The following is a 22027-nucleotide window of genomic DNA, read 5'->3' as shown; positions in this document are numbered from 1 at the left end:
CTCATTTCACCCCGAATACCAGAATTCGAACGGTGGTCGTCGCGCGAGTCAGGCTCTGACGAACCATCGACCGGATCGAACGGACGTCGTCGCCGAGACGTCCGGGATCAGCCACCCGTCGCCTGAGCCCTGCAAAGAAGTCCGGCAACGAGCCCATGATTCCTTTCGGCATGAACAGGACGATCGCCAGCAGGATGATGCCGATGGGCGCGTGGTAGTAGTAGAACGAAAACCGGGTGGCCTCGAGCAGGTAGACCAGCAGGACGCCACCGATGAGTGGTCCGACGAGGGTGGTGAACCCACCGAGGATCGCCATGAACAGGATCTCACCGGAGACGAAGACGTAGAGGGTCGGTTCGGGCTGGACGTGGAGTCGCTGGAGTGCGTAGACACCGCCGGCGAACGCGCCGTATAGCCCGGAGATGGTAAACGAGTACCAGACGTAGCGCTCGACCGGGATGCCGATGAACCGGGCACGGGTTCTGTCCTGTCCGATCGCGTCGAGCGCCCGGCCGAACGGCGAGTTGATGAGCCGCCACATCAACACCAGCATGACGATCATGAGAACGATCGTCGTGTAGTACAACACGAGGTCGTAGCCGAGGTCGGTCCAGGCGAGTCCGAACAGCGTCGGGTTGTCGCCGCCGACCCGAACCGCGAGCCCATCGTTGTAGTTGAAGAACGCGCTCCGGAAGACGGTCGCGAAGATGACCGCGTTGAACGCGAGCGTCAGCAGGGCGAAGTAGATGTCGACGTAGCCCGCGACGAAGTAGCCGATAACCGCCGCCAGCAGCGTGCCGACGATCACGGCCGACAGGAGCAACAGGATCCCCTCGGAGACCTCGAGATGGGCCGCCATCACGGCCACCGCGTACGCGCCGCCGCCGAAGAACGCGGCGTGACCGAACGAGACGAGTTCGGTATGGCGCAGTAGCAGGTTCAGGCCGACGGCGGCCATCCCGAACAGGAGTCCCCTGAACAGCCGGCCCCACGAGAGACCGACGAGTCCGGCGAGAAACGGCAGCCCGAACAGGACGACGAGGCCGACGAGCGCGAGGGCAGTCTGACCGCTCGTCAGCGTGAGTCCTCTCGTGAACGGGACGCGAACGACGGTCTTGCCGTCGCGCTCCTCGAGCGGTGAGAATCGACTCATTCGATCTCACCCCACGTGCCGAACAGTCCTTCGGGTTTCAGGAGCAGGATGAGCAACATCACGGCGAAGGGCGCGGCCAGTTCGACGGCCGGCCACAGCCAGATCGCCCACCGACTGATAACCCCGACGAGTAACGCGCCCACGAACGCCCCTTTCAGGCTCCCGAGCCCGCCGACGACGATGACGACGAACGAGAGCACCAGCGGGTCGAGCCCCATCTCGAGGAAGGCCGTCTGGGGCCCGATGCTGACCATCGCACCGCCGAAGCCGGCGAAGAACGCCCCCATCGCGAAGACGAGCGTGAAGGTGCGGTCCGTGCTGACGCCGATCGCCGTCGCCATATCGCGGTTGATGGCGGTCGCCCGGATGATCCGTCCGGTCTTCGACCGATCGAAGAACCAGACGAGCCAGGCGAACACCGCCACGCCGACGACCATCGCGATGATGTTGTAGCTCGGGTACCCGAAGCCGACTATCTCGGTCGTGGGGATCTGGTTGAGCCCGCGGTAGGTGCCGGCGTCGAGCGGCGAGGTCCCCCAGCCGAACTTCATCACGTCGATGAAGATCAACAACAACGCGTAGGTCAACAGGAGCTGGTAGACCTCGTCCCGGTCGTAGATCGGCCTGACGAAGACGGCCTCGATGAACGCACCGACCGGGAGCAAGATGGTAGCGGCGATGAGCGCCGCGACGAGAACGACGACGCCGAAGATCACCGCCGAAACCGGATCGTCTGGACTGGCGACGAACCCCGTCGCGTATCCGACGACGCTGAACACGACGAACGCGCCGAGTGCGTACAGTTCGCCGTGGGCCAGGTTCAGGATACCCAGCACCCCGAAGATGATCGTCAGCCCCGATGCGATCATAAACAGGATTACGCCGTACCAGAGCCCGTTGAGCGTGTGAACTGCGAACGACTCGATCACGGTTCACACCTCCGCTGTAACGCGCTCTGGCAGCTTTCTTCTGCGTGTAACTGAATCATGTGTGCGGTTGAATAGCGCGTGTGCCCCGGCTGCTCACCAGCCCCCGATCCACTCGAGTGAGACCTCTCCCTGGGGTGGCGAGACCTCCTCGGGGGCGTAGACGTTCACGTTTTCGATGACCGCTGCGTCGAGGTCGTCGGACCAGCCCAGCTCGCCGAAGTGAGCGTTCGAGTAACACTGGTGATCGTTCGCCATGGTGTGGTAGCCGGCGGGTGTGTGGAAGCCGTGGCCGGTGAGCACCTCGGCGAGTTCGTCCTGTTCGGGCCACCGACCCAGGGGCCTGACGGCTTTCTCCGCAGCGGTCGCCCACGCGGTGACTGCCCCGTAGCCGCTCATGAAGTGTGCCGTCGGCACGACGCCGTACTCGTCCTGGACCTCCTCGAAGAGGGCAGCCGCGGGCGACCAGCGGTCGGTGTCAGGTTCGTCCCAGTAGAAGTTCCGCGACCCCGAGCGGATCGGACCGTCGACGAGCCCCTCACTCAGGTCGTTCGCGGAGCCGTACAGTACCGGCCCGACCATCAACTCGATGTTGTCGAACATGCCGGCACCGTGGCCCTGTTCGAGCAACAGCGTCGCGTCGCCACCCCAGCAACTCGAGAAGAGTACGTCCGGTTCCTCGCTGTTGACCGCCTCGATGTGCGTCGACATGTCGTCGGTGCCGAGGTCGGGGAACCCGTCGTACACCTCCTCGGCTCCAGTGAGTTGCTCGATACCTGCAGAGAAGACGTCGTGTTCGTCGAACCCGAACGCGTAGCCGGGGTTGATCCCTGCGTAGGTATCGATCTCGTCGGCACCGAGCACTTCGACGGCCTCGACGGCCGCCGCGAGCGCCTCCATCACGTCGTGGTTCTGGAACCGGAACGAGTAGGTGTTCTCGTCGGGCGGATGGTCTTCCTCGTACAGCGTCGTCACCGTCCCGTCAGTCGCGACGTTGATCACGCCCTGAGCGTTGATCTCGGGGACCATCGCCTCGTGGTTCCCGCTCGAGATCGGCCCGAACGTGACTTCCTTCCCGTCGTTGACGAACTGCTGGTAGTTCTCGAGAGCCTCTTCGCCCTCCTCGATTACGTCGAGGTCGATCTGGCGACCGGCGATGCCGTCGTTGTCGTTGATCCGGCGAACGGCCGTCTCCGCGCCGTACTGTGCCTGGACGCCGAGTACCGCCGGCGCCCCCTCGAGGAACGTCTGGAGTCCGGCTTCGATCGGTTCGTCCGGTACTTCCGCGTCTTCGATCGCGTCGTCTTCGTCCTCGAGCAGTTCCGTACAGCCGGCGAGTGCGACCGCGATTGCGGACCCACCGACCGCTTTCAGAATCGTTCGTCTGTCCATACCCCCTGCCATCGAATCGTCGGTTCGTTCAGTCGTCATCGTTCAAAGACACCGTCCAGTGGCTGGCTCGCCATGTATATGATACAAAGTACCAATCCAAATAGGGCGACGTGAATATGTTAACAGCGAACACTGCTCGTACCCTGATCTGGGTCGACCGCCTCGAGCAGCAGCCGTGTCGGACCACCCGTCGCTCTCGTCGAGCAGCCCTTTCCGGCGACCGATCGGACGGTCCTCGAACTCGTATCAGTTTCCAGACTCGTGTCTGACGTACGTTTATGTGTTCGGGACAAGGGCTAGAACGTATGTCGAACAACCGCGTCGAGCAGCTCGAGTCGACGGTCGCGGAACTCGAGTCGACCGTCGAGGGACTCACAGACGAACTGATCGAGGCGAAAGAGCGCATTCGCGTCCTCGAGGCCGAACTCGACACCGAAACCCCGACGCGCGTCCCCGAGCGTCGGAGCGAGGGCGAGACGACGGAAGCCGAGCCCGACGAGGTTGCGGAAGCCGCAGCCGACGCCGATGCCGACACCGGGACGGACGGGGAGAAAACGGAAGACTCACGGAGCGACGACATCATCGTTGCGTAAGACGCGACCACGGTCGACCGTCGGTCGGGTGGCCCGGTTCGGGGCGACCCCTGAATTCCGACGGTCGAAACCCCGCTGACCTGCGACTCGAGGCGAGAGAATGTACATCAAGGCAGTCGTTCTGGACAACTTCAAGAGCTTCGGTCGAAAGACCAGGATTCCGTTCTACGAGGACTTTACGGTCGTTACCGGGCCGAACGGCTCCGGGAAATCGAACATCATCGACGCCGTGCTCTTCGCGCTCGGCCTCGCCCGGACCCGGGGCATCCGCGCCGAGAAATTGACCGATCTCATCTACAATCCCGGTCACGAAGACGGATCTGCCACCGGCGGGCCGCGCGAAGCCATCGTCGAAGTCATCCTCGACAACAGCGACGACACCCTCTCTCGCACGCAGGTCGTCAACGCCGCCGGCACCGATGACGTCGGCGACGTCGAGGAAATTCGGATCCGCCGCCGGGTCAAAGAGACCGACGACAACTACTACTCGTACTACTACCTCAACGACCGGGCGGTCAACCTCTCTGACATTCAGGACCTGCTGGCCCAGGCCGGGGTCACCCCCGAGGGCTACAACGTCGTCATGCAGGGCGACGTCACCGAGATCATCAACATGACTCCCCACGCCCGGCGGGAGATCATCGACGAAATCGCAGGCGTCGCCGAGTTCGACGCGAAAAAAGAAGACGCCTTCGGGGAACTCGAGGTCGTCGAAGAACGCATCGACGAGGCCTCGCTGCGAATCGAGGAGAAGCGCGACCGCCTCGAGCAACTCGAAGACGAGCGTCGCACGGCGCTGCGATATCGCCGGCTCCGCGAGGAAAAAGAAGAGTACGAAGGCTACAAGAAAGCCAGCGAACTCGAGGAGAAACGCGACGCCCTCGAGACGGCCGCAGACGCCGTCGAGAAACTCGAGGCCGACCTCGAGGAACGCCAGCGCGAACTCGACCAGCGCCAGGGGACGGTCGTCCGCCTGCAAGAGGACCTCGAGGATCTAAACGCCGAGATCGAGCGCAAAGGCGAGGACGAACAGCTCCGGATCAAAAGCGAGATCGAGGAACTCAAAGGCGACGTCTCCCGGCTCGAAGACAGGATCGAAGCCAGCGAGGAACAGATCGAGTCCGCCGAGGCGGACCGCCGTGAGGCCTTCGTCGGCATCGATCGCAAGCAAGAGCGAATCGAGGAACTCGAAAGCGAGATGCGCGAGCACAAACTCGAGAAGGCCTCGCTCAAGAGCGAAATCGCCGAACGGGAGACAGAACGCGAGCGACTCGAGGCCGAAATCGAGGCCGTCGACACCGAGTTCGACGAACTGAAAGCCGACCTCGCAGACCGGAAGGACGCCCTGGAGGAAGAAAAGACCGAGAAGAACGACCTCCAGCGCGAGCAAGACCGCCTGTTAGACGAGGCCCGCCGCCGGTCGAACGCGATCAGCGAGAAGGAGGCCACGATCGAGCAGCGCCGCGAGGAGATCCCCGAACTCGAGCGCGACCGTTCGGATCTGGAGCGGGAACTCGAGAAGGCCGAGAAGAACCGCGAGAACATCGCCAGCGTCGTCGAGGACCTGAAAGCAGAGAAACGCGAGGTCCAGGATCGGATCGACGACCTCGACGACGAGCTCCAGGCCAAACAACAGGAGTACGCCGAACTCGAGGCCAACGCCGGCGAGAGCGGCGACTCCTCGTTCGGTCGTGCGGTGACGACGATCCTGAACGCGGGGATGGAGGGCGTCCACGGCGCGGTCGCCCAGCTCGGGAGCGTCGCCGGCGAGTACGCCGTCGCCTGTGAGACGGCGGCGGGTGGCCGGCTGGCGAACGTGGTCGTCGACGACGACGTCGTCGGCCAGCAGTGTATCGAGCACCTCAAGTCCCGCAACGCCGGCCGGGCGACGTTCCTGCCGCTGACGGAGATGCACCAGCGGCGACTGCCGAACGCACCGACCGATCCGGGCGTCGTCGGCTTCGCCTACGACCTCGTCGACTTCGACCAGCAGTACGCCGGCGTCTTCTCGTACGTGCTCGGGGATACCCTCGTCGTCGAGGACATCGAGACCGCCCGCAACTACATGGGCGACTACCGGATGGTCACCCTCGACGGCGACCTGGTCGAGAAAAGCGGCGCGATGACCGGCGGTTCCCGCAAGGGCTCGCGATACTCCTTCACCGGCGGTGGCGAGGGCCAACTCGAGCGCGTCGCCACACAGATCACCGAGTTACAGGACGAACGCAACGACCTGCGCGACGACCTGCGCAGCGTCGAGGAGCGACTCGACGACGCCCGAGACCGCAAGACCGACGCGGCAGACGAGGTCCGTTCGATCGAGGGGGAACTCGAGAAACTCGACGACCGTCGGGCGGCGATCGAGTCCGAGATCGAGGGGCTCGAGGACGACCTCGAGGAGCTTCGCGAAGAACGGGAATCCGTCGACGAGCGGATGAACGAGATCAGCGAAGAGATCGAGGCCAAGACGGCGACGATCGAGGAGATCGAAGCCGATATCGCCGACTTAGAGCGCGAACTCGCCGACTCGAAGATCCCCGAACTCACCGCCCAGATCGACGACCTCGAGGCCGAGATCGACGAGCGCGAAGACCGGATGGACGACCTCGACAGCAAACTCAACGAACTGGGACTCGAGAAGGAGTACGCAGAGGACGCGATCGAGGACCTCCACGACGACATCGAGGCGGCCCAGAACCGGAAGGCCGAACACGAAGAGCGGATCGCCGACTGCGAGGAGGCCATCGAAGAGAAGGAGTCCGAACTCGAGGACAAACGCGAGGCCGTCGCCGATCTCGAGGAAGAGCTGACCGAACTCAAAGACGAGCGCTCGGAGCTGAAAGACGAGCTTTCGGAGGCCCGGACGAAACGCGACCAGCAACAGGACCGGGTCAACGACGTCGAGAGCAAACTCGAGGGCAAACGCGAGCGCGTCGACGCCCTCGAGTGGGAGATCGAGTCGCTCGAGGCCGACGTCGGCGAGTACGACCCCGAGGACGTCCCCGACCACGAGACCGTCCTCGAGATGATCGAGCTGTTGACCGCGGACATGGAGGCGATGGAGCCGGTCAACATGCTCGCGATCGACGAGTACGACGAGGTCCGCGAGGATCTCGAGGAACTCGAGGAGGGGAAGGCCACGCTGGTCGAGGAAGCCGAGGGGATCCGCGATCGGATCGAACAGTACGAGACCCAGAAGAAAGAGACGTTCATGGAGGCTTACGACGCGATCGCCGCACACTTCACCGAGATCTTCGAGAAACTCTCGGAGGGGACCGGTACGCTCCACCTCGAAGACGAGGACGATCCGTTCGACGGTGGGTTGACGATGAAGGCCCAGCCGGGCGACAAGCCCATTCAACGGTTAGACGCGATGTCCGGCGGCGAGAAGTCCCTGACCGCACTCGCGTTCATCTTCGCGATCCAGCGCCACAACCCGGCACCGTTCTACGCGTTAGACGAGGTCGACGCCTTCCTCGACGCCGTCAACGCCGAACGGATCGGTGAGATGGTCGAGGAACTGGCCGACCGGGCGCAGTTCGTCGTCGTCTCCCACCGGTCGGCGATGCTCGAGCGCTCCCAGCGGGCCATCGGCGTCACGATGCAACAGAACAACGTGAGTGCGGTGACCGGCATCGACCTGAGTGGCGGGGAGGTGCCGGCTGATGATTAGGGAGGGGCCCGGAGGTAGCGCTGAATGACCGATGGCGACGACATTCCGCTGGACATCGCCGGGCACGAAGAGCGGGAGCCGCCGTCAGGCGGCTCTAATTCTTCGAGCGGTGAGCAAGGCGACCCACGAGAGCGGGAGTCACCTGACGGTGGCTCCGGGTCCTCGAGCGGGGACGACGGAACGGTTCTCGAGTTTTCCGAGGCAGACGTCGACGCCGACGAACCCGTCGATCCGATCGCCGAGGCCGAGGACGTGATCGACGCGGGGGACGATGGTGACGACGGCACTGCGGACGAAGACGAGGACGTCGAACCCGTCGAACTGCTCGTTCAGCTCGCGAAAGAGGGCGAAATCGACCCGTGGGACATCGACGTCGTCCGGGTCACCGACAAGTTCCTCGAGGTGCTCGACGACCGGGACCTCCGGACCTCGGGGCGGGCACTGTTCTACGCGAGCGTCCTCCTGCGGATGAAAAGCGACGAGCTGTTCGCCCCCGACGAGCCCGAGGAGGAGGAACTCCCGCCGTGGGAGGCCCCCTTCGCCGACGACGGGCCGGTCGAGGGTGGCGACCCCGACCACCCGCCGGGGTTCGACCCCGTCGAGGGCCTCGAGGCCGAGATGGAGCGGCGACTCGAGCGCAAGCACGCCCGCGGGAAGCCGGAGACGCTCGACGAACTGGTCCGTGAACTCCGGAGTGCCGAGCGTGACAGCTGGTGGAAGGAGTCCCGAACGTACGACACGAGTGACTCGCCGCGCGGGTACGACCGGGGCGTTCAGGAACTGTCCTACCACGCCGAAGACCAGTTCCGCGTCGACGACGAGCCGACCAGCGACGACGTCACCCACACCACTCACGAGGAGGACATCGAGGCGGTGATCGACGACGTCGAGGCCGAACTCGAGACCCACTACGCGAACGGGCGCGACGAAGTGCTCTACGCCGAAATCGACGAGGTCGGTGGCACGCGCGTGATGACCTATCTCGCGCTCCTCTTTCTGGCCCACCGCGGCCGACTCACCCTAGCGCAGGACGACCTGTTCGGCGACCTCTGGATCAGCCCGGTGACCCTCGAGGCCGAGCCGGAGGAAGCGATCGCGGACTGACTGTCCTGTCCGTGTCCATGCGTCCCCCGACGACTGGTGAGCGTCGCCCGGGCGTCGGTCGGCGGCGAAGACGGCGAGCGGAGAAGGCCAAGAGCTATTCGTCGACCACTCGACATTCCGCACGAATGTCGGGACCGGACCGTCACTCGAGCGTTTCCGCCGGCCTCCGCCGGGTCGCAGACCACGCGGGGTTCGCGTTGCTCTGGTGCTGGATTCTCGTCTCCGTGCTGATCCTGCCGACGTGGCTCGGCTTCTGGTGGCTCGGCGTCGCGCTGTTCGTCCTCGGCCTGATCGTTTGCTGGCTGGCCGCCGGGGCCTCGAGCGATCCGGTCTACACGATCGGCACGAAACGCGAGGTCCGGAAGGGCCGAGTCGACGACCCACGCGCTTCGTGTGGCGAGTGCGGCCGACCGGCAGCCGGTGGTGAATACCGCCGATACGAGGAGCGCCGGGTAGTGTTCGGAAGCACGATCGCCGTTTCCGAATCCGGGTTGAACGTCTACTGTGAGGAGTGTGCCGTCGATCCACAGGACTCGTACGCCCGGGTCGCCGACGACGGAGGAGGGCGCGAGCAAGACGTCGACGTCGAACGCGGCTCTCCTCTCGAGTCCCTCGAGTCGGAGCGATCCTGACCAATCCTGCCAGCCCCGGCCCGACTCTGAGCGGTCGTCACCGGAGTCGACGCTCGAAGAGCACGAGCGCACAGAGACAGCCACCGGCGAGGGCTATCGCGAATGGGTAAGGAACCGAATTCGATGCTGGGGGCGGGACGATGGCGGCGAGTCCGGTCACGGCCAGCCAGAGGCTCGGTGCGCCGAAAACGCCGAGGACGAGTGTTGGGAACCACTCTCGAAGCGCTTTCTCGGTGTCCTCGAGGCCCTCCAACTCTCCGTCGGCGACGAGGTCGTTCCAGTCCGTGTCGTCATCGATCGGCAGGAGAATCTCGAGGCCGTCCGTGATCGCGCGACGGAGCGCCCAGACCGAGAGTGCGCCGGGAACGATCATGGTGGCGGCGTACCAGCCGATGACGGCAGTCGGCGGCCACGCGGCGATCACGCCGGGGACGAGGAGCCACCCTGCCGTGAGCACCATCCCGGCGGCGGCGAGTATCGACGTGATCTCGACTCGTCTTCTCACCTGATTTGGATGTTCAGTCGACACGTTCACCGTCGACTTCTCACCGGTGAGTCGTATCTCTTCTGTGCCGGACTCGAGTTCCCGTCGCGCCCGCCGTCGACTGTCACCGTGCGTGTCATCAGGTCTCACGAGCGGTAAAGTGTGACGAGCCACTCTGTGGGGATATGCCCTCCGGCGACGCGTCGACCTCGAGTGACCTGACCCAGGGGTCGCTCCTGCGGCCGATGTTCGTGCTGGCCTGGCCGCTCGTGGCCATCCAGCTGCTGCAGGTCGCCTACAACGTCGGCGACACCTTCTGGCTGGGCGCGCTCTCACCGGAGGCCGTCGGTGCGGTGAGCCTCGCGTTTCCGCTGTTGTTCCTGTTGATCGCCGTCGGCGGCGGCTTCACGACGGCGGGTGCAATTCTGGTCGCCCAGCATATCGGCGCGGACACCGGCAAGACGGGACTCGTCGCCGGCCAGACGCTCTCGTTCGTCGGTCTGATCGCCGTCGTCCTCGGGATCGTCGGCTATTTCGCGACCGACCCGATGCTCGCGGCCCTCCCGACCGATCCCGAAACCGCGGACGTGATCATCCCGCTCGCTGCTGACTACCTGCGGGTGCTGTTTCTCGGCCTGCCGTTCGTCTTCGGCTTCTACGTCTTCGTCGCACTCATGCGCGGCTACGGCACCACTCGCGTTCCGATGTGGGTGATGTTCGGCAGTGTCGTCCTCAACATCGTCATCGACCCGCTGTTCATCTTCGGGGTCGGCCCCTTCCCACGGCTCGAGGTCACCGGCGCGGCCGTCGCGACCGTCATCTCGCGTGGGCTGGCGACCGTCGTCGGCGTCGGTTTGCTGTACTTCACGGACGTCGGCCCCGACGTTCAGTTTCCACACCTGCGGCCGCGTCTCGAGTGGGTGCGAGAGATTTTGCGCATCGGGACGCCGACGGCCCTCGAGCAGTCGATGACGGCGCTGGCGATGGTCGCGATGATCGCCATCGTCGTGACGTTCCCGCCGGCGGTCGTCGCCGCCTACGGGCTGGGAAGTCGGCTGATCTCGCTCGCGTTCCTGCCGGCGATGGGCGTGGGGCAGTCGATGGACGCTATCGTCGGCCAGAACCTCGGTGCCGAGCGGCCGGACCGGGCGGAAAAGGCGACCTGGATCGGTGCGAGCGTCGTCGGGTCGATCATGGCCGTCGTCGGCGCGATCGCGTTCGCGTTCCCGGAGCCGTTCGTCGCGGTGTTCCTCACGGCCGAAGAAGCCGGCCGCGCGGCCACGATCGCTCACGGGATAACCTTCCTGCAGTTTGCGGCCGTGGGGTTCGTCTTCATGGGCGTGATGCAGGTCGTCCTCGGGGCGTTCCGCGGCGCGGGGAACACCAAGACGGCACTGGCCTTCTCGGTGTTCGGCCTCTGGCTCGTGCGGGTCCCGGTGACGCTGGCCCTCGTTTTCGTCCTCGACCTCGGACCGACCGGCGTCTGGGCTGGCGTCGTCCTCGGGGACATCGTGGGTGCTATCGCCGCCGTCGCGTGGTTCACCCGTGGCACCTGGAAAGAAGCGATCGTCGACGACGAGGGGGCAGACGACGGCCGAGAGCGTGAACTCGCCGCCGAGTGAATCGATCCGTCCGTCGTCGCTGACTCCGGCTTTCACCGCCACTCGACCCAAATAGTATCGTGCCCTCGAGTCGTCTCCTCGACCAGTGACCGAGAGCGAGTCGACGCCCGTGCGGTGTGCCTGTTGTGGGGAGCCACTGGATAGCCCAGCCGACGATTCGGCGGCCCCGTCCGGGTACTGCTCGAGTGGCTGTCGTGACGTCGCGACCGCACTCGGGGACGCTCCTGACCGGCGTGCCGACGCGACCGTTCTGCAGAGCGAACCGGGCGACGAGACTGTCGGTCCCGCTCACGAGGGCCTCGTCCGAACCTATCTCCGGGTCGACGGCACGTACGCCGCGACGTGCGAGGCCTACCTCGAGTCGGCCGCCGAGTCACTCGAGGGGGTCGTCGACGCTTCGGCGAGTTACGTCACCGAGACGGTCCGCGTCGACCACGACCCGGACCTGGTCTCGCCGGCGGACCTCGAGGTTGCTCTGACCCGCCTCGGCTATACGGCCTACATCCGGGACGAGGCGACCGGTGGTCCGACCGAGGGGGACTCGAGTCGTGACGGCGACGCCTCGAGTCCCACCACGGGGGCCTGTGTCGACAGCCAGGCCGGGGCCGAAACCAGGGCCGTCAACGAGCCCGACAGTGAGACCGGAGCCGAAACCGGGGCCGACACCCGGACCGTCCCCGACAGTGCCACCCCGCCCAGAGAACAGGTCAGCCGGGACCTCCGGGAACGCCGCAGCGCGGACGTCCTCGAGTTGCGCTACGTCCTCGGAGTCGTCTTTGGCGGCTTCCTGCTCGTCCCCTACGCGGCGGTCTTCTACCCGGTCTACCTCGCCTCGTTTTCCGACTGGGGGGTGCTCGCCCACTACAGCACATTCGAGGACTTCGGCGGCGTGGCCGTCGTTCCGGTCCTCCTCGTCGTCACGGGGGCCGTCCTCTATCTCGCCGGGATGCCGCTGCTCCGGGGAGCCTACGTCAGCCTCCGGCTTCGCCGACCCAACGCCCACCTCCTGGCCGCACTGACAATCGTCGCCGCCTTCGCCTACGGGACGCTCGCGTTCGCCGCCGGGCGACTGGACGTCTACTACGACGTGACCATCGTCGTCGCCGCCGTCGTCGTCGCCGCGATCTACTACGAATCGGCGGTCAAACGTCACGCCAGCGACCGACTGACGGACCTCACTAGCTCACGTGTCGCCCACGCCCGGCGGTACGCCGACGACGGAACCACCGAGACGGTCCCGGTCGACGACGTAGCGCCCGGCGACCACCTGCTCGTCCGGGCTGGCGAGCGCATCCCGGTCGACGGGTGGCTGCTCGAGGGCTCGTGTACGGTCGCCGAGACCGTCGTCACGGGCGAGTCCCTGCCGGTCCCCAAGGAGCCGGGCGACGACCTCGTCGGCGGCTCCGTCGTCCGGAGCGACGCCGCCATTATCGCGGTCGGCGACGCTCCTTCGAGCCGGATCGATCGCCTCACCGAGTCCGTCTGGGACGTCCAGAGCGCCACCCACGGCGTCGGTCGGCAGGTCGACGCAGTCGCGGCGATCCTCGCGCCGATCGTCCTCGCCGCCGGTGCGCTCGTCGCCGCTGGCAGCTACGCACTCGGAGCCGATGTGACCAACGCTGCGCTGGCCGGCCTGCTCGCGATCGTCGTCGTCAGCCCGTGGGCGCTTGCGTTTGCCCCGCCGATTACGGTCGCCCAGCACGTCCGCGAGGCGCTGGAGTCGGGTATCGTCGTCTTCGACGAGTCGATCTTCGAGCGTCTGCGCGAGGTCGACGTCGTCGTCTTCGACAAGACCGGCACCCTCACGACCGGCGAGATGGTCGTCCACGAGACCGACGCCCCCGACGACCTGTTCGCGGCCGCCGCAGCGCTCGAGGATCGGGCGGCTCATCCCGCAGCACGGGCCGTCGCGGCCGCCGTCGACGACGAGACGCGGGCGACCGTCACCGTCGAGGACTTCGAGAGCAACGCCCGCGGCGTCGCCGGCGTCGTCGACGGCCAGCAGGTGCTCGTCGGTCACCCGGACGAGTTTCGTGACCGGGGATGGGAGCTCTCGAGTACCCTTGCGGAGCGACTCGAGCGCGTCCGCGAGTCGGGCCGACTTCCGGTCGTCGTGGGACGCGACGGAACCGCCGAGGGACTGGTCGTCGTCGGCGACGAGCCGCGTGCGGCGTGGGACGACGCGCTCGAGGGGCTGGCCGAGACCGGCGTCGACGTCGTCGTCCTCACCGGCGACGACGCGACCGCGGCCGCGACGTTCGAGGCTCATCCTGCCGTCACGTACGTCTTCGCGGGCGTCTCACCGGCGGGGAAGACGGCGGCGGTTCGGCGACTACAGGAGCCTGGCGTGGGTGGAAAACAGAACCCAGAACAGGCCCCGGAACCGGCCACGGTCGCCATGGTCGGCGACGGCACCAACGACGGGCCGGCTCTCGCCGCGGCCGACCTCGGGATCGCACTCGGCAGCGGCACCGCACTGGCCTCGGAGGCCGCCGATCTCGCCATCCTCGAGGACGACCTCGCCGGCGTCTCGCGGGCGTTTCGTCTCGCGAGCGCAGCCCGGAGCCGGCTCCGTCGGACCGCCGCGCTGGCGTTCACCTACAACGTCGTCGTGATCCCGATCGCGCTCGCGGGCGTGATGACGCCGCTGTTCGCGACCGGCGCGGCCGCCCTGACCGCCGGGCTGGTCGCCGCGAGTGCGTCCCGGCCGCTGCTCGAGTGACGCCGCCGAAGCCGGCAGGGGAGAAATCAGTCGTCGGCCAGCCGCCACTCGTCGGTCCCCGCCGACTCGAGGACTTCCCGCCGTTCCATCTCCGCCATCACCTCGAGCAGGCGGTCAGGCTGGGCGATCTCCATCTCGATGCGGTCGATGCCGTGGAACTCGGCGAGCACGTGGCGAATCTCGTCGACCGTGAACGTCTCCTGATCGGCCTGTTCCATCGCCCCCGAGATCAGGTCGATCATGTCCTCGATGAAGTTCCACGGGTAGACGACCCAGGTCCACTCCTCGAGGCGCTCGCCGACGTAGTCGGGTTCGAACTCGCTGGTCTGGAGGAGCTGGAGCGTCGCGGTCCGGACCTCGCCGGCGTCGCGGTCGTCGACGTACTCGTAGGCGCGGCTGATCGAGCCGCCGGTGTCGGCGATGTCGTCGATGACGAGGACGTCCTTGCCCGCGACGCTGCCCTCGGGCATCGGGTAGCGGACGGTCGGCTCGTCGGCCTTCTCGCCGGTCCCGACGTAGTGTTCCATCTTCAGGCTCGTCAGGTCGTCGAGCCCGAGGAAGTCACAGAGACACCGGCCGGCGAACCAGCCCCCACGGGCGAGCGCGACGATGACGTCCGGCTCGAACTCGTCGTCGCGAACCTCGTCGGCGACGTCCCGGCACAGCCCGTAGATGTACTCCCAGTTCGTGATCGTGCAGTCGAAGTCGTCCGGTAGATCGGACATCTGGTGGCCACCTACTCGAGTGAGGGTGTGGCACCCCCATAAGTGGGCGGAAACGCCGTCGTCACCGTCACGCACGGTTGCGGGTCGGACTCCATATCCAGCGAGTCCGCTGGCAGAAACCACGAAATTCCCGTGGGATACGTATTTATAACTGGCTAGTACAACCTAGTTATCGATGGCTCGAACCCAGTTAGCCGCCGCCCGCGAGGGAACGATCACCGAGGCGATAGAACGCGTCGCAGAGCGAGAGAACCGTGACCCCGAGTTCGTCCGTGAGCAGGTCGCGACGGGACAGGCCGTGATCCCGGCCAACCGCCACCACGACGCCCTCGACCCGACGATCATCGGCCGCGAGTTCGCGACGAAAGTCAACGCCAACATCGGCAACAGCGAGACGACGAGCGACCTCGAGACCGAACTTCGAAAGCTGCACACCGCGGTCCACTACGGTGCCGACACCGTGATGGACCTCGGCACTGGCGGCCAGCTCGACGAGATCCGGGAGGCCCACCTCGATCACTCGCCGGTTCCCATCGGCACAGTGCCGCTGTACGAGGCCGTCAAGCGGGCAGGCAGTCCCGAGGACCTGACCCCGGGCCTGCTGCTCGAGGTAATCGAGAAGCAGGCCGAGCAGGGCGTGGACTACATGACGATCCACGCGGGCATCCTCGCCGAGCACCTGCCGCTGACCGACGGCCGGACGACGGGCATCGTCTCCCGTGGCGGGTCGATCATGGCCTCGTGGATGGAGGCCCACGGCGAGCAGAACCCGCTGTTCCAGGTGTACGACGACATCTGTGAGATCTTCGCCAAACACGACGTGACGTTCAGCCTCGGCGACAGCCTCCGGCCGGGAAGTCTCGCCGACGCCTGCGACGAGGCCCAGTACGCCGAACTCGACACGCTGGGCGAACTGACCCGTCGCGCCTGGGAGTACGACGTGCAGGTGATGGTCGAGGGACCGGGCCACGTCCCGATGCACAAAGTCGCCGAGAACGTCGAGCGCCAGCAGGCGGTCTGCGATGGCGCGCCGTTCTACGTGCTGGGCCCGCTCGTGACCGATATCGCGCCGGGGTACGACCACATTACGAGTGCGATCGGTGCGGCGATGGCCGCGCAGGCAGGGGCGGCGATGCTCTGTTACGTCACGCCCAAAGAACACCTCGGGTTACCCGAGGCCGAGGACGTCCGCGACGGCCTCGCAGCGTATCGAATTGCCGCCCACGCGGGAGACGTCGCGAACGAACTGCCCGGCGCGCGCGACTGGGACGATGCCCTCTCGGAAGCCCGCTACGACTTCGACTGGCGCGAGCAGTTCCGCCTCGCGCTCGACCCCGAGCGCGCCCGCGACTACCACGACCAGACCCTTCCCGGGGACAACTACAAGGAGGCCCGCTTCTGCTCGATGTGCGGCGTCGAGTTCTGCTCCATGCGAATCGATCAGGACGCCAGAGATGCCGGTGAGATGGAACACCTCGAGTCGACCACGGACCTCGAGTCCTCGCCCGCCGCAGAGGTGAACCTCCCGCCGGTCGGCACTCACGAGTCGGGGTCGCTGCCGTCCCTCGAGGACTCCGAATCGTCGACGGACGCCGCTGAGGCCTCGAGTGACGACTGATACGGGTTGCTGAACCGATGTGCCGGAGCACCCGCAGGACGGGTCGCGGTTGCGCCGGAACTGACGGACAGCAGACCGGATGCAGCCGCGCTCAGTAGAGTTTCGTGACGCGGTCAGTGCTGTCTTCGGACATGAAGCCCTCGATGGCGATCACGTTCCCCTGGTCGTCGTAGACGCCCTGTCCACGCTCCCGGACGGCCACGACCGTCCCGCGTCGGGTCGTGATCCGGTAGGCGATGTCGAACGTGTCCCGGTCGTCCAGTGCCTCCTGGACGGCCTCCCAGACGGCGTCGGCGTCGTCGTCGTGAATGATATCGTCACCGAGAGAGACTTCCCCGGAGAGTAACGCCTCCCGCGTGTAGCCGGTGAGTCGTTCGGTGCCGTCGGAGGCGAACATCACGGGCCAGCCGTCCTCGTTTTCGACCCGGTAGGCCATTCCCGGGAGGTTGTGTATGTAGGAGATGAGGTGGTCGACGATCGTCGTCTGTCGGTCGATCAACTCGCCTGCGTGGGTCATCTCCTCGGTCACTCGCTCCGACCGCTGGTCGATCGACTCGATCCCGTCGGTGATACCCTCGACGGTCTCGGCCTGATCGTCCGTGACCGACGCGACCTCTCCGATCCCGACCGCGGCCTCGTCGACGGTCTCGGTGATCTGGTCGAACCGATCGATGACGGACTCGAGTTCGTCACTCGCTTCGCGGACGGTCTGGTCGAGTTGCTGGGCTTCCCGGCTCGTCTGGTCTGCCTGCTGCTGGAGATCCGTCAGTTCGTCGGAGATTGCGTCTGCGTGCTCGTTGGTCTCGGTCGCCAGCGACTTGACTTCGTCCGCGATGACGCCGAACCCCTGTCCGTCACTGCCCGTCTTTGCAGCCTGTATCGCGGCGTTCAGTGCGAGCAGGTTGGTCTCGTCGGCGACGTCCCCGATGATCTCGATGATCGCGTCGATCTCGTCCATCTGCGCTTCGAGGGTCTCGGCAGTCTCGGACAGTCGCCCGGCCGAGTCGACGACTTCGGCCATCGTTTGCCAGACTGCACGACTGGTCTCGTTGCCTCGCTCGGCGGCCTCACGGGCGTTCTCCGCCGCAGTCGCCACTTCCTCGGAACTGGCCGCGACCTCCTCGAGTGAGGCGCTCAGTTCGGAGATTTCCCGGTAGATGTCGGCGATCGCCTCGTGCTGGACCGTCGTCAACTCGTCGGTCTCGTCGATGTGTCGGCGGATCGTCTCGACGTGCTCGAGCGCTTCCTCGAGTTCCCCCTGTTCGTCCCCCTGGAGCTGCATAGTGTATCCGGGCGTGGCGTCCGGCATAATGGTTCTTGCCGTTTTCGGAGGCTGGTCGCGGCCTGACGCCCGTGACCAGTGGCAGATCGCGACGCCCATACCGGGTGTTGCCGGGCACTCGTTTTAGGTGACCGGCCGGTGTCTGGAAGGGCATGCTCGACAGTCAGGCACGCCGATCGGTTCTCGCGGCCGTCGCCGGAACGGCTGCACTCGGTGGCTGTCTCGAGGGGACCCTCGAGTCGGATTCTGAGTCCAGTGGCGTGTCCGAGAACGGGACCTCCGCCGAGGATGGCGGGGACGCAACCGTCGACGCATGGGACGAGACCGCACTCGAGGACGTCACGACCGGCGAGTCGTTTTCGATTGCCGACCTCGAGCCGCCGGTCGTCGTCCACACGTTCGCCAGCTACTGTCCGACCTGCCAGCGTCAGGAGGACGAACTGGGGGCGGTCTGGGACGACCTCGCGGACGATGGGGCCGACACCAGTATCGTCTCGCTCGCGATTACGGACGGTGACGAGCCAGCCGACGTCGCTGCCCACGCCGCGGAGAACGGTTACGAGTGGTGGTTCGCCGTGGCCAGCGAGGCGCTCGTGGACGCGCTCGTCGACGAGTTCGGATACGACATCTCGGTCCACGCCGAGTCGCCACTCGTCGTTCGCCGGGCCGACGGCTCGACGGAGACGCTCGAGAAAGTCGCTCCAGCCGCGGAGATTCGGGCGGCGGTCGACGGCTGATCGCGGGCGGGACGGCTGCTCCCGGACCGTGACCGTGGCTCGAGGACCGAGGATTGATACCGCTGCTGGCTCACCCACTCGATATGACCGATTCCACAATCCGGGTCCTGCAGGTCGACGCGTTCACCGACGACCCTCTCTCGGGCAACCCTGCGGGCGTCGTCCCGAACGCCGACGACCTGACCGACGACCAGATGCAGGCCATCGCCGCCGAGATGGCCGTCAGCGAGACCGCGTTCCTCACCGAGAGCCTCGAGGCCGACCGCCGTGTGCGCTACTTCACCCCCACGCAGGAGGTCGACCTCTGCGGGCACGCGACCATCGGCACGTTCGCCCACCTCCACGACGAGGGTCTCGAACCCGGAACGACGACCCTCGAGACGAACGTCGGCGTCCTCGAGATCGACCTCGAGACCGACGGCACCGTCTGGATGACCCAGGACGCCGCCACGGTCAGGGAAGTCGACGTCGGCTACGACCGCCTCGCCGAGGCGCTGGGCGTCGACCGCGCGGCGCTCGAGGGCGTCAGCGCCGACCTCCCGCCCGCGGTCGCCTCGACTGGCCTCCCGTGGCTGATGGTCCCGATCACGTACCTCTCGGACGTCGGCTCCGCAGCGCCAGACCTCCAGGCGGTGGCGTCGCTCACCGACGACCTCGACGCGGCCGGCGTCTATCTCTTCTCCTTCGACGCCCTCGAGGCCGAGTCGACGCTCCACGGGCGGGCCTTTGCTCCCGGTTCGGGGGTCGACGAGGACCCCGTGACCGGAACCGCGAGCGGTGCGGTCGGTGCCTACCTCGACCACTACGGCGCGTTCGACGACGATTTCCCCGAGGAACTGCGCCTCGAGCAGGGCCACTACGTCGATCGACCGGGAGTCGTTCGCGTGCGCGTCGGCCCCCGCGTTCGCGTCGGTGGCCGCGGTGTCACCGTTCTCGACGGGTCGCTGCTCGCCCCCGAGGCCGCCGAAGACGACATTCTCGAGGTCTGAGTCGGCCACTCACAACTGATCTGGTCGGCTCCACGAGTTGTTCTAACTCCAGCACCTTAGAAATAATTAAATAGTGGACGTGTGAACGAGCAGACACGACTGCCGTTCGGGGGGTGTCCCGCAGGTGCCAGCGTGTGGCGACCGCGAGACGAATCTCCGCGGCGCAGGGAGGGGCCTCTCGACGGCGGCGAATCCATGATCGAACCGAACTGGTCACTGTCGACACGACGGTATCGAATCGAGCGAATCAGGAACGGACCAGCGAGCCGATCCGTATCGCTCCATGCCTCGAGTCGGCGATCGCGGGTGACCCCGTTGCTCGTGGAACCCTCGAGTCCGGTATCTTCGAGTCCGATGGGCGTCGGCTCGAGTGGGACGGTTTCCACCGGGCGAAACATCCTTGCTCCCGGCACGAGCGGCCGACGCGGGCCGGTGGTCCAGTCGTGACGGGAGCCCGCACCCAGTTCAGGCTGGCGTGGAACACCCTGCGCGTCGTCGCCTCGACGCCACAGCTGTTGCTCTACCCGACGGTATTAACGGCGCTCGCACTCACGACGCCGGTCGTCGTCTTCGCGCTTATCATCTTCTTCCCGCCGATCATGCCGATCGTTCTCGTCGCTTATCTCGTCGGGATGCCGTTTCTCTTTGCCTTCCTCATGGTCGCGTACTGTTACGAACTGAACGAACGGTTCGACGGCAGGCGGCCACCGCTGGCCGCCGGGATTGGCGTCGCCGCTGCGCGCCTCCGACTCGTCGCCATCGCCGCGCTGGCGTTCGGCCCGGCCGGCTTCTTCGTCTACTACGCGAGCGCGCTCGTCCGATTCGTTCCCGGACTCGAGCGCGTCGTCGCCGTCGGCATCGAGGTCGTGAGCATGTTCGCCTATCCGGCGGTCGCCTGCGCCGACGAGGACGACTCCATCGGCGAGACGTTCGAATCGCTGCGCGAGGCCGTAGAGCGCGAGTTCGGGACGGCGACCATCGCGGCGGTCGGGTTCCGGTTCTTCGGCGCGACGCTCGTACTGGGCGGGTTCGTCACCGCCGCGGCCCTCGTTGCCCTCTGGTGGTACGCCGGTGCCAACGCCCTCGTCGGTTCGGTGGGACTGGCGGTGCTCCCGCTGCTCGCACTGGCCGTCCTCGGCGGGAGCGTCACGACCGCGATCTTCGTCACGTTCACCGCCTCGGGCGTCGTCAAGACCGCCCTCTATCGGTACGCGACCGACGATGAACTCCCGGCTACACTGGGGGTCGGTATCAGCGGACTGGTTCGCGGCCACGATCAGGACGGCACCGCCGAGCCCGATCCGGCAGGCCGACTCTCCTGGCTCCAACTCGGGGTTCGGCAGGCACGGGCGGGGCTCTCGAGTGCCTCACTCTGGATCCTCGCCGTCTTCGCGGCCGGGATAACGGGGATCGCCGCGTTCCTCGCCTCGCGTCTCTACGCGAGCGCCCTCGAGACGGGGCTCGAAGCCGTCGAGGCGACCGAGGTGTCCCTCGACGAGGTCGCCACGGCCGACGAACTCGAGGCGCTCGAACTCGTCCTCGGTACGGATCCGACGCTCACAGACGTTTCCGCGACGCTCGAGGCGCTGCAGGCGTCCGGTGACGTCCTCGCGGTGACCGTTCTCTCGACGCTCATCCTCGCGCTCGGTCCCGTCGTCGGGCTCGCGGTGACGGTCCCCTCGATTCTCAGACGACGCAGCGACGGCTCGTTCGATCGGCTGCTCGAGGCGGGCTATCGCCCCCACGACGTCGTTCTCGGGGCGTTCCTCGGTCGACTGGCTGCGGCCTCGATCGTCGTCGTCTTGCCGGCGCTCGCGATCGCACTGGCGGTCTGGCACCAGCAGGCACCGGTCGGACTCTCGTACGTCGCCGCGAGCCTCTTTGCGGTCGCCTGCGTCGGCATCTTCGTCGCCTTCGGCGTCCTCGTCGGCTCGGTCGCCCGCGGCTGGAAGTCGGCGGTCGTCGGGAGCGTCGGCGTCTGGCTCGTCCCGTTCGCGCTCGCGGGTAACCCGCTCGGGACCACCAGTGCCGACCGTGAGACCATACTCGAGGCCGCGCTCGCGGCTCCGTGGGACGGCCTCCCGACGATCGTCACCCGGCTGAACCTCTACAACGTGATCGCAGACGGGATGCACATGGTCACCATCTCGAGCGTGCTCGAGCCGGTGCCACGCATCTCCCGGGTCGCGCTAGGGGAGGTCGTCACCGGCGACGCGCCACCACAGGCGGCCGCGGCCGACCTCCCGCTGACGCTCCACCAGTTCGCCGTCTACCCGATCGTCGCACTGTGGATCGTCGTCCCGCTGCTCGCCGCCGTCGTCTGGTTCGACCCGAACCTGGAGTGACCTATTCTGCTTTCTCACTCCAGTGTACCC

At 66.4% G+C, this 22027-nt stretch carries 16 protein-coding genes; 10 read left to right on the top strand and 6 right to left on the bottom strand.

Annotation, left to right across the window (positions count from 1 at the left end; all coding sequences use genetic code 11):
- Nucleotide 1: 1 nt before the first annotated feature.
- The 3 genes from B1756_RS06630 to B1756_RS06620 form a co-directional block, all read right to left on the bottom strand.
- Nucleotides 2-1153 carry a branched-chain amino acid ABC transporter permease gene (locus B1756_RS06630; protein WP_086887830.1) on the bottom strand — a complete coding sequence of 384 codons (1152 nt, stop codon included), beginning with the start codon at nt 1151-1153 and terminating at the stop codon, nt 2-4.
- Nucleotides 1150-2082 (bottom strand): branched-chain amino acid ABC transporter permease, encoded by a 933-nt coding sequence (locus B1756_RS06625; RefSeq protein ID WP_086887829.1) that lies wholly within the window; start codon nt 2080-2082, stop codon nt 1150-1152. The genes B1756_RS06630 and B1756_RS06625 overlap by 4 nt, the downstream gene beginning before the upstream one ends.
- Nucleotides 2083-2175: 93 nt before the next feature.
- Complete coding sequence (locus tag B1756_RS06620; protein ID WP_228434511.1) at nt 2176-3510, bottom strand: ABC transporter substrate-binding protein; 1335 nt, start codon at nt 3508-3510, stop codon at nt 2176-2178.
- A 266-nt stretch (nt 3511-3776) separates the two neighbouring features.
- On the opposite strand from B1756_RS06620, the gene B1756_RS06615 reads away from it, so the two are divergent.
- The 4 genes from B1756_RS06615 to B1756_RS06600 all read left to right on the top strand — a co-directional run bounded on the left by B1756_RS06615 (nt 3777) and on the right by B1756_RS06600 (nt 9473).
- A complete protein-coding gene (locus B1756_RS06615) occupies nt 3777-4064 on the top strand; it encodes a DUF7518 family protein (RefSeq protein ID WP_086887828.1) in 288 nt (95 codons plus the stop codon).
- Nucleotides 4065-4164: 100 nt separating this feature from the next.
- Nucleotides 4165-7737 (top strand): chromosome segregation protein SMC, encoded by a 3573-nt coding sequence (gene smc, locus B1756_RS06610; RefSeq protein ID WP_086887827.1) that lies wholly within the window; start codon nt 4165-4167, stop codon nt 7735-7737.
- 24 nt (nt 7738-7761) lie between these two features.
- Complete coding sequence (locus B1756_RS06605; RefSeq protein ID WP_086887826.1) at nt 7762-8841, top strand: segregation and condensation protein A; 1080 nt, start codon at nt 7762-7764, stop codon at nt 8839-8841.
- 125 nt (nt 8842-8966) lie between these two features.
- Complete coding sequence (locus tag B1756_RS06600) at nt 8967-9473, top strand: DUF8108 domain-containing protein (RefSeq protein WP_086887825.1); 507 nt, start codon at nt 8967-8969, stop codon at nt 9471-9473.
- Nucleotides 9474-9510: 37 nt separating this feature from the next.
- Here B1756_RS06600 and B1756_RS06595 read toward each other — a convergent pair whose 3' ends face one another.
- On the bottom strand, nt 9511-9978 hold the full coding sequence (locus B1756_RS06595; protein WP_086887824.1) for a hypothetical protein: 468 nt from the start codon (nt 9976-9978) through the stop codon (nt 9511-9513).
- A 164-nt stretch (nt 9979-10142) separates the two neighbouring features.
- On the opposite strand from B1756_RS06595, the gene B1756_RS06590 reads away from it, so the two are divergent.
- Entirely contained in the window at nt 10143-11579 is a 1437-nt protein-coding gene (locus tag B1756_RS06590) for an MATE family efflux transporter (protein ID WP_086887823.1), read from the top strand.
- Nucleotides 11580-11664: 85 nt separating this feature from the next.
- Nucleotides 11665-14301, top strand: a complete 2637-nt coding sequence (locus B1756_RS06585) for a heavy metal translocating P-type ATPase (protein ID WP_186336508.1) — start codon at nt 11665-11667, stop codon at nt 14299-14301.
- 26 nt (nt 14302-14327) lie between these two features.
- Here the strand turns inward: B1756_RS06585 and B1756_RS06580 are convergent, their stop codons facing one another.
- Complete coding sequence (locus B1756_RS06580; protein ID WP_086887822.1) at nt 14328-15026, bottom strand: phosphoribosyltransferase; 699 nt, start codon at nt 15024-15026, stop codon at nt 14328-14330.
- Between the two features lie 175 nt (nt 15027-15201).
- Between B1756_RS06580 and thiC the strand changes: the two genes are divergently transcribed.
- Nucleotides 15202-16644 (top strand): phosphomethylpyrimidine synthase ThiC, encoded by a 1443-nt coding sequence (thiC, locus tag B1756_RS06575; protein WP_086887821.1) that lies wholly within the window; start codon nt 15202-15204, stop codon nt 16642-16644.
- Nucleotides 16645-16735: 91 nt separating this feature from the next.
- Here the strand turns inward: thiC and B1756_RS06570 are convergent, their stop codons facing one another.
- On the bottom strand, nt 16736-17926 hold the full coding sequence (locus B1756_RS06570) for a methyl-accepting chemotaxis protein (protein ID WP_086887820.1): 1191 nt from the start codon (nt 17924-17926) through the stop codon (nt 16736-16738).
- A 152-nt stretch (nt 17927-18078) separates the two neighbouring features.
- Between B1756_RS06570 and B1756_RS06565 the strand changes: the two genes are divergently transcribed.
- From B1756_RS06565 to B1756_RS06555, 3 genes are all read left to right on the top strand, one after another.
- A complete protein-coding gene (locus tag B1756_RS06565) occupies nt 18079-18663 on the top strand; it encodes a thioredoxin domain-containing protein (RefSeq protein ID WP_086887819.1) in 585 nt (194 codons plus the stop codon).
- 83 nt (nt 18664-18746) lie between these two features.
- Nucleotides 18747-19652, top strand: coding sequence for a PhzF family phenazine biosynthesis protein (locus tag B1756_RS06560; protein ID WP_086887818.1), 906 nt, complete (start codon nt 18747-18749; stop codon nt 19650-19652).
- Nucleotides 19653-20095: 443 nt separating this feature from the next.
- On the top strand, nt 20096-21997 hold the full coding sequence (locus tag B1756_RS06555) for an ABC transporter permease (RefSeq protein WP_152031266.1): 1902 nt from the start codon (nt 20096-20098) through the stop codon (nt 21995-21997).
- Nucleotides 21998-22027: the final 30 nt, after the last annotated feature.

Source organism: Natrarchaeobaculum aegyptiacum, from assembly GCF_002156705.1.
GTDB classification, from domain to species: Archaea; Halobacteriota; Halobacteria; order Halobacteriales; family Natrialbaceae; genus Natrarchaeobaculum; species Natrarchaeobaculum aegyptiacum.
The sequence above is the reverse complement of the archived record's forward strand: the minus strand, read 5'-3'. Positions and strand labels throughout refer to the sequence as shown.